This is a genomic window from Stenotrophomonas maltophilia group sp. RY12688, assembly GCF_052149045.1.
GTDB lineage: Bacteria > Pseudomonadota > Gammaproteobacteria > Xanthomonadales > Xanthomonadaceae > Stenotrophomonas > Stenotrophomonas sepilia.
Genome location: NZ_CP197389.1, coordinates 641,033 through 653,111 on the forward strand (window position 1 = coordinate 641,033; position 12,079 = coordinate 653,111).

General features: G+C 68.3%; 12 protein-coding genes and 1 riboswitch. Of the genes, 6 read left to right on the forward strand and 6 right to left on the reverse strand.

All coding sequences use genetic code 11. The features are described 5' to 3' along the window. The first annotated feature begins 71 nt into the window (after positions 1 to 71). A riboswitch (FMN riboswitch) is annotated at positions 72 to 217 on the forward strand. A 74-nt stretch (positions 218 to 291) separates the two neighbouring features. From ACS0OT_RS02875 to thiL, 5 genes are all read left to right on the forward strand, one after another. Next, positions 292 to 918 carry a riboflavin synthase gene (locus tag ACS0OT_RS02875; protein ID WP_005415265.1) on the forward strand — a complete coding sequence of 209 codons (627 nt, stop codon included), beginning with the start codon at positions 292 to 294 and terminating at the stop codon, positions 916 to 918. Beyond that, positions 915 to 2,015: a 3,4-dihydroxy-2-butanone-4-phosphate synthase gene (gene ribB / locus ACS0OT_RS02880; protein ID WP_005415266.1), complete on the forward strand. Its 1,101-nt coding sequence runs from the start codon at positions 915 to 917 to the stop codon at positions 2,013 to 2,015. Before ACS0OT_RS02875 ends, ribB begins: the two co-directional genes overlap by 4 nt. A 136-nt stretch (positions 2,016 to 2,151) precedes the next feature. Further along, on the forward strand, positions 2,152 to 2,619 hold the full coding sequence (gene ribH / locus ACS0OT_RS02885; RefSeq protein WP_005415267.1) for a 6,7-dimethyl-8-ribityllumazine synthase: 468 nt from the start codon (positions 2,152 to 2,154) through the stop codon (positions 2,617 to 2,619). Next, the gene (gene nusB, locus ACS0OT_RS02890) at positions 2,616 to 3,095 is read left to right on the forward strand and encodes a transcription antitermination factor NusB (RefSeq protein WP_005415268.1); all 480 of its coding nucleotides are present in this window, start codon (positions 2,616 to 2,618) and stop codon (positions 3,093 to 3,095) included. Before ribH ends, nusB begins: the two co-directional genes overlap by 4 nt. Positions 3,096 to 3,215: 120 nt before the next feature. After that, entirely contained in the window at positions 3,216 to 4,178 is a 963-nt protein-coding gene (thiL, locus tag ACS0OT_RS02895; protein ID WP_164092970.1) for a thiamine-phosphate kinase, read from the forward strand. A 188-nt stretch (positions 4,179 to 4,366) separates the two neighbouring features. Here the strand turns inward: thiL and ACS0OT_RS02900 are convergent, their stop codons facing one another. Next, the gene (locus ACS0OT_RS02900) at positions 4,367 to 4,738 is read right to left on the reverse strand and encodes a DUF805 domain-containing protein (RefSeq protein WP_111200828.1); all 372 of its coding nucleotides are present in this window, start codon (positions 4,736 to 4,738) and stop codon (positions 4,367 to 4,369) included. 128 nt (positions 4,739 to 4,866) lie between these two features. Continuing rightward, positions 4,867 to 5,277 carry a hypothetical protein gene (locus ACS0OT_RS02905; protein WP_111200829.1) on the reverse strand — a complete coding sequence of 137 codons (411 nt, stop codon included), beginning with the start codon at positions 5,275 to 5,277 and terminating at the stop codon, positions 4,867 to 4,869. 423 nt (positions 5,278 to 5,700) lie between these two features. Between ACS0OT_RS02905 and ACS0OT_RS02910 the strand changes: the two genes are divergently transcribed. Further along, positions 5,701 to 7,722, forward strand: a complete 2,022-nt coding sequence (locus ACS0OT_RS02910) for an acyltransferase family protein (protein ID WP_164092971.1) — start codon at positions 5,701 to 5,703, stop codon at positions 7,720 to 7,722. 228 nt (positions 7,723 to 7,950) lie between these two features. On the opposite strand, the gene ACS0OT_RS02915 is transcribed toward ACS0OT_RS02910, so the two are convergent. The 4 genes from ACS0OT_RS02915 to ACS0OT_RS02930 all read right to left on the reverse strand — a co-directional run bounded on the left by ACS0OT_RS02915 (position 7,951) and on the right by ACS0OT_RS02930 (position 12,079). Continuing rightward, the gene (locus tag ACS0OT_RS02915; RefSeq protein ID WP_111200831.1) at positions 7,951 to 9,336 is read right to left on the reverse strand and encodes an FAD-binding oxidoreductase; all 1,386 of its coding nucleotides are present in this window, start codon (positions 9,334 to 9,336) and stop codon (positions 7,951 to 7,953) included. After that, positions 9,333 to 9,914, reverse strand: a complete 582-nt coding sequence (locus ACS0OT_RS02920; protein WP_072167843.1) for a metal-dependent hydrolase — start codon at positions 9,912 to 9,914, stop codon at positions 9,333 to 9,335. Before ACS0OT_RS02920 ends, ACS0OT_RS02915 begins: the two co-directional genes overlap by 4 nt. Before the next feature lie 85 nt (positions 9,915 to 9,999). After that, positions 10,000 to 10,368, reverse strand: coding sequence for a YraN family protein (locus tag ACS0OT_RS02925; protein WP_049439300.1), 369 nt, complete (start codon positions 10,366 to 10,368; stop codon positions 10,000 to 10,002). Continuing rightward, on the reverse strand, positions 10,358 to 12,079 hold the full coding sequence (locus ACS0OT_RS02930; protein WP_111128433.1) for a penicillin-binding protein activator: 1,722 nt from the start codon (positions 12,077 to 12,079) through the stop codon (positions 10,358 to 10,360). Before ACS0OT_RS02930 ends, ACS0OT_RS02925 begins: the two co-directional genes overlap by 11 nt.

Here is a 12,079-nt window from a genome sequence, read left to right on the forward strand (position 1 = left end):
GATCCGACCCCGGGCATCCCACCCCGTTCAGGCCGGGCTGGTACACTGCGCGGGCCGGTTCGCCGGTACACAAACGTCTTCAGGGCGGGGTGCAATTCCCCACCGGCGGTAGGTGCGCAAGCACGAGCCCGCGAGCGCCCCGGCCCACGGCCGGGGGTCAGCAGATCCGGTCCAATGCCGGAGCCGACGGTCATAGTCCGGATGAAAGAAGACGGTGCCACAGGGCTCTTGCCCTGCGTGCACCTGTTTGCCTTGCGGCGTTTTTCGCTCACTTTTCGCGGAGAACGTTACTTGTTTACTGGAATCATCGAAGGCGTCGGCCGTCTGGCCGCACGCGAATCCATCGGCGGCGATGTCCGCTTCACCTTCAATGTCGGGAATCTGCCGTTCGACAACGTGCAGATGGGCGAGAGCATTGCCATCAACGGCGTCTGCCTCACCGTCATCGCGTTCGATGCCCGCAGCTTCCAGGCCGACGCCTCCACCGAGACTCTGGGCCTGACCACGCTGGGCCAGCTGGGCGAGGGTGCGGTCATCAACCTGGAACGGGCCATGCGCCCGACCGACCGCCTCGGCGGCCATCTGGTCAGCGGCCACGTCGACGGCCTCGGCCAGGTGCTGTCCATCCATGAAGATGCACGTGCCCAGCGCTGGCGCTTCGCCGCGCCGGCCTCGCTGCGCCGCTACATCGCCAAGAAGGGTTCGATCTGCGTGGACGGCGTCAGCCTCACCGTCAACGAAGTGGACGATGAAGGCTTTGAAGTCGCCCTCATTCCGCACACCGTGGCCAACACCGCCTTCTCTGCCACCGGCGTGGGCAGTGCGGTCAATCTGGAAATCGATCTGGTCGCCCGTTATGTGGAGCGGTTGATCAGTGTGCCGACCAACGGTCAGCACCCACACGGAGATGCCGCATGAATTTCGCCCCGATTCCGGAAATCCTGGAAGACATCCGCCTGGGCCGCATGGTGGTCATCGTCGATGACGAAGACCGCGAGAACGAAGGCGACCTGATCATGGCCGCCGAACTGGTCAAGCCGTCGGACATCAATTTCATGGTCACCCATGGCCGTGGCCTGGTGTGCCTGCCACTGACCCGCACCCGCGCCGCCGACCTCGGCCTGGCGCCAATGGTGCAGGCCAATACCGCGCAGTTCCAGACCAACTTCACGGTCAGCATCGAGGCCGCCGAGGGTGTTACCACCGGCATCTCGGCCCACGACCGCGCCCACACCATCCGCACCGCGGTCAAGCCCAACGCCAAGCCGTCGGACCTGCATCAGCCGGGCCACATCTTCCCGCTGATCGCCCAGCCGGGCGGCGTGCTGACCCGCGCCGGCCATACCGAAGCCGGCGTCGACCTGGCCATGCTGGCCGGGCTGGAACCGGCCGGCGTGCTGGTGGAGATCCTGAACCCGGATGGCAGCATGGCGCGCCGCCCGGAGCTGGAAGTGTTCGCCCGCGAGCACGGCCTGAAGATGGGCTCCATCGCCGACCTGATCGCCTACCGCCTGGCCACCGAAAAGACTGTTGAACGTGTGGACGAGCGCGACATCGACACCGAATTCGGCCCGTTCAAGCTGGTGACCTACCGCGACCGCATCGCCCACGACCTGCATTTCGCCCTGGTGCGCGGCACGCCGGATGCGGAAACACCGACCCTGGTGCGCGTGCAGGTGGAAAACCCGCTGGCCGACCTGCTGCACTGGCGCCGTGACGACTTCGGCGTGGCGGCCACCGACGCCCTGCGTGCAATCGATGCCGAGGGCGCAGGCGTGATGGTGGTGCTGTCGGCCCCGCGCGATGGCGAAGCCCTGCTGGCCCGCCTGCGCCAGCAGCCGGCGCCGGTGGTGCCGGGCAAGGACAAGGACGTGGGCCAGTGGCGCCGCAACGGTGCCGGCGCACAGATCCTGTCCGACCTGGGCCTGGGCAAGCTGCGCGTGCTGGGCACCCCGCGCCGCCAGATCGGCCTGGCCGGGTACGGCCTGGAAGTGGTGGAGACGGTGACCCTGTAATGGGTAGAGCCGGCCAGCGGCCGGCACTACCGGTGGGTGCCGACCGTTGGTCGGCACACCCTGAAGGCCCCCGCCAGCCACGGCCGGGGCCCATCCACGCTAGAATTACCCCCTTATCGAGTCCCCCAAGCCGCATATGAGCCACTACGAAGGCGATCTTCGCACTCCCGAGTCGGCGCGCTTCGCCATCCTGGCCAGCCGCTGGAACGCCCGCATCACCGACGCGCTGGTCGCAGGCGCCCGCCTGAGCCTGGCCGGCAACGGCATCACCGAAGCCAACATCGACGTGATCCGCGTGCCGGGTGCCTGGGAACTGCCGCTGGTGGCTGCACGCCTGGCCGCCGCGCATGAACACGCCGCCATCCTCACCCTGGGCTGCGTGATCCGTGGCGACACCCGCCACTACGAACACGTGGCCGACCGCTGCGCCGAAGGCCTGATGCGCGTGCAGCTGGATTTCGGCGTGCCGGTGCTGAACGGCGTGCTGGCGGTGGAACGCGTTGAAGACGCCGAGGCCCGCGCAGGCGGCAGCCACGGCAACAAGGGCGAGGAAGTCGCACTCGCCGCACTGGAAATGGTCAATCTGCTGGAGCAACTGCCATGAACAAGAACACCCAGGGCAAGCCCTCCGGTAAACCCGTCCGCCGCGATGGCGTCGATCCGGTGCTGCGCTCGCGCGCCCGTCGTCGTGCCGTGCAGGCCATCTACGCCTGGCAGATCTCCGGCGGCAACGCGCAGTCGCTGATCGCCCAGTTCGCCCACGAGCAGGCCCGCGAAATCGCCGACCTGGCGTACTTCGAGGCGCTGGTGCACGGCGTGCTCGACAACCGTCGCGACATCGACGAAGCGCTCGGCCCGTACCTGGACCGTGGCATCGAGGAAGTGGATGCGATCGAACGCGCGGTGCTGCGCCTGGCCGCCTACGAGCTTCGCTACCGCCTGGACGTGCCGTACCGCGTGGTGATCAACGAGGCCATCGAATCGGCCAAGCGCTTCGGTTCCGAACATGGCCATACCTACGTCAACGGCGTGCTGGATCGTGCCGCCGTGGAATGGCGCAAGGTCGAATCGGGTCACTGACCCGCCTGTGGTAGTGCCGGCCGCTGGCCGGCAGCTGCAGGGATCCTGAGGTTGCCGGCCAGCGGCCGGCACTACCGCCCACCGCGCCTTGCGCGGCACGTACAACAGCGGGAACGCCCCATGTCCCTGGCCGAATTCGCCCTCATCGACCGCATCCGCGCCCGCACCCTCGAGCGCGACGACATCCTGCTCGGCATCGGTGACGACGCCGCGCTGTTGCAGCCGCGCGCCAACGAACAGCTGGTGGTCACCGCTGATACGCTCAACAGCGGCGTGCACTTCCCGGTGGAAACCCCGGCCTTCGACATCGGCTGGAAGACCCTGGCGGTCAATCTGTCGGACCTGGCCGCGATGGGCGCGCGCCCGGCGTGGTGCACGCTGGCACTGTCGCTGCCGGAAGCATCTGAAGATTGGATCGAGGCCTTTGCCGATGGCTTTTTCGCCCTGGCCGACCAGCACGACATCGCGCTGATCGGTGGCGACACCACGCGCGGTCCGCTGTCGCTGTCGGTGACCGCGATGGGCCAGGTCGGGCGCGGCCAGGCCCTGCGGCGCGACCGCGCACAGGCAGGCGATGACATTTGGGTCAGTGGCACGCTCGGCGATGCCGCCGGTGCGCTGCGCCTGTGGCAACAGGGTGCGTTGAGCATCGCCACCGCCACGCTGCTGGCCGACTACGAAAGCCTGCGCCTGCGCCTGCTGCGGCCGACGCCGCGCGTGACCCTCGGCTTGCGCCTGCGTGCCTTCGCGCACGCGGCGGTGGATGTGTCCGACGGCCTGCTGGCCGACCTCGGTCATATCGCCACGCGCAGCAACGTGGCCGCACATGTCGATGCCGATTCGCTGTCGATCTCGCACGCACTGCGTGAACTGCTCGGTCGTGAGGCCGCACGCGACTGCGCACTGCGCGGGGGTGACGACTACGAGCTGTGCTTCACCGCCGCCGCCGACCAGCGCGACGCGCTGCACTACCTGGCCGAATCGCTGGACGTGCCGCTCACCCGCATCGGCCGTATTGCCGAAGGGCAGGGCGTACACGTGGACGGCGAAGCCGCCGACGGCGGCTACCAGCACTTCGCGTAGCCGCAGCGGCACTGCCCTGCTGGGTGCCAACCTTGGTTGGCACGGCTGTGTCAGGGGCCCGCGCCCGCATGGTGGCGGAGGCACATCGATGTTGCTGTGGTAGGTGCCAACCTTGGTTGGCACGAATGTGTCAGTCGCTCGTGGGAATACCGTGCCGACAAAGGTCGACACCTACCAGCGCGGGCTGGTTACACGTGCGGTACCGGCGCACCGAAGCGGTTGCCACCCGGCGTGCCGGGCAGCAGCAGGAACACCAGCAGCACCAGGCTGACGAACGGCACGAACCCCAGCAACAACCACCAGCCCGAACGATCGGTATCGTGCAGGCGGCGGATGGTGGCCGCGATGGACGGCAACACGAATGCCAGACACATCACTACGCCCAGGCCGGTGACGACCAGCGCCAGGCCCTGCGAACCGCTGTAGCCGGCATAGAAGCTCAGCAGATACAGCGGGAGCGAAACGATCATGATGAACAACTGGAACCACCAGAATTCGCTGCGGCTTGCGCGGCCAGTGAACTGCGCATAGCGGGTGAGCGGAACCATCATCTTGTGCATCGAAACACTCCCTGAAAAGAAGTGCGCACTATTGGTGCTCCTGTAATGATGAGCCATCGGAATCGTTGCAATTGCGCGCAGCGTGCAATTGAACTGAGCGCTCCTCCGCAGTTCAGGACGCGCGCTGCTTACGCTGCCCGCAACTGCACATCCACATACTCGGCCAGCCCACGACACGCCAGCAGCAGGCCCTCGCGCGCGCCATCACCCATCTGCTGATCGATATCACCGTCCACGCGTACGCGTTCGGTGGCGTGCAGCAGTTCCAGCAGGAAACTCAGCCCCGCGTTGGCGCGGTCGATGCGCGCCAGGGCCAGACGTTGCCCGGGCGTGCGGTTGTTGCCGGGCCATGGTTGGCCATCGGCGGCATCGCCCTGGCGGATGTGCTGCAGGCAGGCCTGCAGGGTAATGGCCCCGGCACTGTTGCCGCTCTGCAGCGCGACGAAGGTGTCTTCCAGCGTGCGTGCCAGGTCATCAGGCAGGCGCGTGGCGGCCTCGCCCAGGGTGGCGGACAGGTGCGGGTAGGTGGAAGCGGTCATGGCGGCGTCCTTGTGCAAGCGGCAAGGGGCCACCCTGCTTAACAGCGAGGGTGGCGGACGGTGCGTGGTTGCAATACCGGTGGCTAACGTCGTCAAACGCCGGCGGGCGCGAGGCCCCCACGCACCGCCCGCCATGTAAGCGCGGACAGAATGCCTGCCGACGCCACCCAACAAGGAAAGGGCGACGCCGGCAGGCAAGCGTAAACGACATTAACCAAACGGGATTGCAAGCCCGTGCCACCCGTTGTCGGTGGCGCTAGATGATTTGCATGCAGTGCCACGTATGCCAATGAGAAAGATTTGAAAATTCGAAAACGTTGCAGACGTGCGGCGCGCCGTCAGTGTGGTGATTACGACATTCCCGCAGGGGCGAACTGGGACCGGAGCTGAACCATGTCCCGCCCTGTCGCGATCGTCCATTGAATGACTGCGCAGACGGTGGCGATGCTGCCGGATCGCTCGCTGCCGGTCACCCGCATGTCCCCTCCCGAACGTTCCCACAATGCGGCCATTGACGGCCTGCGCGCATTGGCGGTGCTGGCCGTCATCCTGTTCCACACCAATGCGGCATGGTTGCCCGGTGGCTTCACCGGCGTGGACCTGTTCTTCGTGGTGTCCGGCTTCGTGATCAGCCAGTCGTTGGCCTCGCGCACCCATGCGTCGCTGGGCGCGCTGTTACTCGATTTCTACCGGCGTCGCGTGCTGCGCCTGTTGCCGGCGCTGCTGGTGATGCTGATGGTCACCTTCGTACTGTCGGCACTGTTCATTCCCCGCGCGTGGCGCAATGAGCAGTTCGACCAGACCGGCTGGGCCGCGCTGGTCGGCTTCAGCAACATCGTGCTGGCCGGCCAGCAGGACGATTACTTCTCACCCGGCGCTGAACTCAATCCGTTCCTGCATACCTGGACGCTGGGTGTGGAAGAGCAGTTCTACCTGGTCTTCCCGCTGTTGTTCTTCGTCTGGCTGCGCGGGCGTGAGCGCTGGCCGTGGTCGCGTTGGCTGTTGCCGGGGCTCACCGTGCTGTCGCTGGCGTGGGCGGGCTGGCAGGCGCAGACGGCACCAGCGGCAGCGTTCTATCTGCTGCCGGCGCGGTTCTGGGAGCTGGCCGCGGGTGCGCTGCTGTACCAGTGGATGCATAAACGTACGCCACGCCAGGGCAGCGACGCGGCTGCCGTGGCGGGCCTGGCGCTGCTGGCCGCGGGTGTGCTGATCGCCCCGCAGTTGGCGATGCCGGTGCCGGGCGTGCTGGCGACCGTGGCCGGTACCCTGCTGCTGTTGGCGGGCGTGTCGATAGCGGGTAGATCGCGCATCGCCCGTGCGCTGGGCTGCTCACCACTGGCCTACCTGGGTCGGCTGTCCTATTCGCTGTACCTGTGGCATTGGCCGCTGCTGGTGCTGCTGCGCTGGACCTACGGCCTGCACGGTGCCGCGCTGTGGCTGTACCCGGTGCTGCTGCTGGCGGTATCGGCTGCGTCGTATCACTTCATCGAGCGTCCGCTGCGCAGTGCGGCGCCGCTGCTGCGCCTGGCACCGGCCAAGGTGCTGGCGATGGCGTTGCCGGTGGTGGCGCTGTGTGGTGCGGGTGCCTGGGCCACCGTGGAGTACCACGAGCAGGTCTCGCTGAGCGTTACCCGTGACGGCTATGCATGGCAGGCGCGTCGCTACCCCGCGTGGCGCCCATTGGAGCCGGTGAGTGCGCCGGCGCTTGAAGGACGGCGCCTGTTCGTGGCCGGCGACTCGCATGCAGCGGCGTATCGCACCATGACCAGCATGGTCGCGCGGCAGACCGGCATGGAGGTGCGCCAGCAGGATCGCGGCGGCTGCAGCTTCGTCAACCTGCTGCGGGCCAGCCCGGCCGACTGCCAGGACTTCATTGAGCACACGCTGTCGACCATCGAACGCGAGGCGCGCCCGGGTGACATCGTGCTGCTGGCGGCCTTGCGCATGCCGGAGCTGCGTGGATTCGACTGGCAGCGGCAGGATGCACAGGAAATCTATGGGCAACTGCTGGCCGAGCGCACGCCCGCGCATGCACAAGCTGCACGCGATGAAGCCGATCGAGTGCTGGGGCGTTTGCAGAAGCTGGGTGTGCACGTGGTTGTGGATGCGCCGCTGCCGTTGTTCAAGGCCGGTGCGTACCGCTGTTCGGACTGGTTCAACCGCCGCAACCCGGCCTGTGCCGGGGGCCTGAGCATGCCGCGCGCCGACCTGGAAAGGCTGCGCGCGCCGCAGATGGCGTTGCTGTCCGAACTGGCGGTGCGCTATCCATCATTGACGGTATGGGATCCGCTGCAGCTGCTGTGCGGGCCAACGACCTGTTCGGCGGTGAAAGACGGGGAGCCGCTGTTCTTCGACAACGATCACCTGAGCGGGCATGGCAACCGCGTGCTGCTGCCCAGCTTCCGGCAGACCCTGATCGATATTGCAGGCGACACGCCGGTGTAGAACCGAGCCCACGCTCGGCTTGCCACGCGGTGCCGGCTTCATCGCGATGTGGCCGAAGAGGGGCCGAGCATGGCTCGGCTCCACAGGAGTGTGAGGGTGAACGACACGTGGTTGTAGAGCCGAGCCCACGCTCGGCTTGCGCGCGCAGCGCGGGCTTCATCGCGATCTGGTCGAAGAGCAGCCGAGCATGGGCTCGGCTCTACAGGAGTGCGAAGGAATGTGCGCGGTCTATGCCGGCGGCAGCACCTTGCCCGGGTTGAGGATGCCGTCCGGGTCCAGTGCGGCCTTGATCGCGCGCATCGCCGTCAGCGTTTCCGGGCTGAACGCCTGCGCCATGAAATCGCGCTTGGCCAACCCAATGCCATGCTCGCCGGACAGCGTGCCGCCCAGTGACAGCGTCAGTTCGAAGATCTTCGGCAGTGCGGCATGCGCGCGTGCGTTTTCGTCGGCGTCGTCCGGGTGGTAAAGAATGTTGACGTGCAGGTTGCCGTTGCCGGCATGGCCGAAGGTGACGATGGTGAGTCTGTAGTCACGCGCCAGTGCCTGCACGCCGGCTACCAGCTCCGGAATGCGCGACACCGGGACCACAACGTCTTCATTGATCTTGCCCGGCGCAACGCTGCGCAGCGCGGGCGACAGCGCCTTGCGTGCGGCCCACAGCTGGTCGCGCGCGCGGCCCTCCATCGCCACGTCCAGCTCGATCATGCCGTCGCCTTCGGCGGCACTGGCCAGTGCCTGCAGCAGATAAGGCAGGGTGTCGTGGTCACCATCGGCCTCGACCAGCAGCATCGCGCCTGCCTCCGGCACATCGGCACCATTCAGCCGCAGCAGCTCCAGGCTGCGCGCGTCCATGAATTCCAGGCGGGTGGGTACCACCGGCTGCGACATCAACCGTGACACGCCGGCCGCAGCAGCATCGGCATCGCGGTACAGCACGCGCAGGCCGGCCTGGCTGACCGGCAGCGGGGTCAGTTTCAGCGTGGCTTCCACGATCAGTGCCAGCGTGCCTTCGCTGCCCACCAGCAGATGGGTGAGGTCGTAGCCGGTGGCGTCCTTGGTGTAGGCACCACCGCAGCGGATCACCTCACCGGTGCCGGTCACCGCCACCAGGCCCAGTACGTTGTCGCGGCTGGTGCCGTACTTTACCGCGCGCGGGCCGCCCGCATTGCAGGCCAGGTTGCCGCCGATGCTGCAGATCTCGGCGCTGGACGGGTCCGGCGCCCAGAACAGGCCGTGCGACGCCAGCGCCTGCTGCAGCGTGCCGTTCAACACGCCCGGCTGCACGACCGCGCAGCGATCACCGGCGCGGATCTCGACGATGCGGTCCATGCGGGTGAACGAGAGTACGATGCTGCCCGGCTGCGGGACCGCGGCACCGGTGGTACCGGTGCCGGCACCGCGCGCGACCAGCGCCACGCCATGCGCGCGGCATGCACGCACCAGCGCCTGCACCTGCTCGATGTCCGCCGGAAACGCCACTGCGGCCGGCCGCTGATGGCGCCATGAGTTGTCCTGCGCATTCGCCTCCAGCGCGCCGTCATCCATGCGCCAGCCCTCCGTGCCCAGCAGGGTGGACAGTTCGGCAACCAGGGCAGCAGGCAGGGCAGGACTCATGACGGATCTCGTGAGGCAGCAGGAGCGGGTTGGATCAGTTTCCAGGCGACAACGGCGCCGGCCAGTGGCAGCCACACCCAGCGCAGTTCGGAGAGCAGGGTAGCCACGCCGCGTGCGCTGAAGAACTGTGGCGCGAACGGTGACACGCGGATGGGGCGCCACGGCGCGAAGAAGCGCTGTTCGCTCCACGGCCAGGCCAGCGCGACGCCCAGACCACCGGAGGTCATCGCATCGAGCAGCGGATGGCTGGCGGCGCAGGCGAAGACGAATACAGCGGCTTGTACGGTAGATGCCAACCTTGGTTGGCACACATCCGCCGACCAAGGTCGGCGACTACCCAAGAACGCCAACGCCGCGGCCAATGCTGCCAGCACGCCGGCAAACAGCAGTGAGTGGCTGGCGCCGCGATGGCCGAAGGCATCGGCATAGGGAATGTGCAGGGCGAAGGCCAGTACATCGGCATCGGGCAGCATGGCGGCGATCACGCCGGCGGCCAGCAGGCGCGGCGGGATGCGGCCACGATCAGCGGCGCACCACAGCGCCAGCGGCACAGCGGCATGGGTGATGATCGACGGCATCAGTCACGCACCATGGTCGTACCGGCCGCGGGCCGGCTGCAGGTCCGACGGGTAGTGCCGGCCGCTGGCCGGCAAAGAGTAGCCATCAGCAGTCATCCAATCGGAACGCATCCCGCAGCCAATGCAGCTGCGGCGGTTCGCCGGTGGCTTCGACCACATCGAAACGGCAGGGCGCATTGGCCAGCGCCGGGTGGTCCTGCAGGTACAGCTGCGCGGCGTGGGCCAGGCGCCGGCATTTGCGCGCATCGACCGAAGCGGCGCCACCGCCGAAATCCGATCGCGCGCGGTAGCGCACTTCCACGAACACCACGGTGCCGGCATCGTCCATCACCAGGTCCAGTTCACCGCCGCGATAGCGCACGTTGCGCGCACGCGGCTGCAGTCCCGCCTGTTGCAGATGCTGCTCGGCGGCGGCTTCCACCGCCGAGCCACGTTGGCTGCGCTCAGCGACCACCGACGATCGGCATCGGCCGGCCGCCATTGAAGGTCGACCAGGCCGGCTGGCGCAGGATGTTGCCGTTGCTGTCCAGGAACAGGGTGCCGGTGGCACCGTCCAGGCCGCCTTCGTTGGACAGCTTGTCCAGGTAGGCGGTGATCTTCCAGGCGTCGGCACCGAAGGCGAACAGGCGGCCGGCCGCACCGCGTGCGCTCGGCAGGGTGCTGGCCACCTGGCTGGCCGACGGCAGGCCGGACACACTGCGCACGTTCCAGGCTTCGTTCGGATAGACGATGCCGTCCAGCGCCACGTCTTCTTCCACCTTGCCGCTGCCAACGGTCAGCTGCGAGGTGCCAACGCGGGTCGCGCCGCCTGCACCGGCCAGCGCCAGCTGCGGCGCCAGCAGGCGCGCCTGCGGCGCACGCACGGCGAGGAATACGGCATCGACCTGGCCGGCGTTGCGCACCTGCGCGCCGACATCGCCGACGGCATCGGTGACGCCGATCGTGGCCACCACCTGGCCACCGCGCTGCGCAAAGCGCTGGGCGAAGGCGGCGGCGGCACGGCGGCCGGTGTCATCGGCGCTGTTGATCACCAGCGCCTTGCCGCGCTCGCGGCCACGCAGGTACTCGGCGGCGACGATGCCGTCGTCTTCCGGTGCCAGCGAGAAGCCGGCACTGCCGGCCGGCGGTGCGTCCTTGCCGCGGTTCAGGGCCAGCACCGGCACCTGCAGCTGCTGCCGGCCGTACACGGCGTCCACTTCGTCGCGGCCCAGCGGACCGACCACGAAGTCGGCACCGGAGGCGACGGCCTTGTCATAGGCGGCCAGGGCACCGGCCGGGGTGCCGGCGGTGTCGAAGAAGTTGATGTCCGGGCGGCGGCGGCTTTCACCGTAATAAGCGCTCAACAGGCCATCGCGCACCGGCTGTGCGGCGGTGGCCAGGCGGCCGCTGAGCGGCAGCAGCACGGCCAGCTTGGCCGGCGGGCGGTAACCGTCGCTCATCGCCGGCGGGCGCTTGCTGGTGTCGAACTGGGCCGCGCCATCGCGGTCGAACGGGCGCGGCAGCGGCAGGCCGCGCGCGATCAGTGCACGGCCGGCGAAGTTGTAGAGCGGGTCGTTGGCCGGCAGGGCGGCGGCACGGCTGCGCAGGGTGGCGTCGTCGAGGGTGCCGAGCAGGCCGGCAATGGCGGCCTGGTTCTCGCTGCGCGCGCTGCCGGTCAGGCTGGAATGGGCGCGGGCGCGCTCGGTGGCGGCGCCGAAGGCATCGCCGGTGCCCTGCAGGGCACTGGCGCGGGCGAGGTACCAGCGCGTACGCAGCGCCGGCAGCACGTTATCGCCGTGGTCCTTCAGCAGGGCCAGTGCCTGCGCCGGCTGCTTGTCGGCCAAGGCGAGCTCGGCACCGGTCAGCTGGTAGCGCTGCAGGCTGGCGCCGGACAGCTGGCGTGCGGTGAGCTGGCCGAGCAGGCTGCGCGCGCGGGCACTGTCGCCGGCCAGGTGCCAGGCCCAAGCCGCATCGGCCAGGGCGTTGCTGCGGGCGCCGCCGCGCAGGGTGGAGGCCAGGCCTTCCAGCTGCAGCGCGGCATCGCGCGGCTTGCCCTGTTCGATCAGCGCCAGCGCCTGGCTCTGGGCCGGCGAATCGGGCGTGCTGGTCAGGCTGGTGGTGGCACAACCGGCCAGCAGCATCAGCGACAACGACAGGGCGGAGATCCGTGCGGCGGGCTTGTTCAT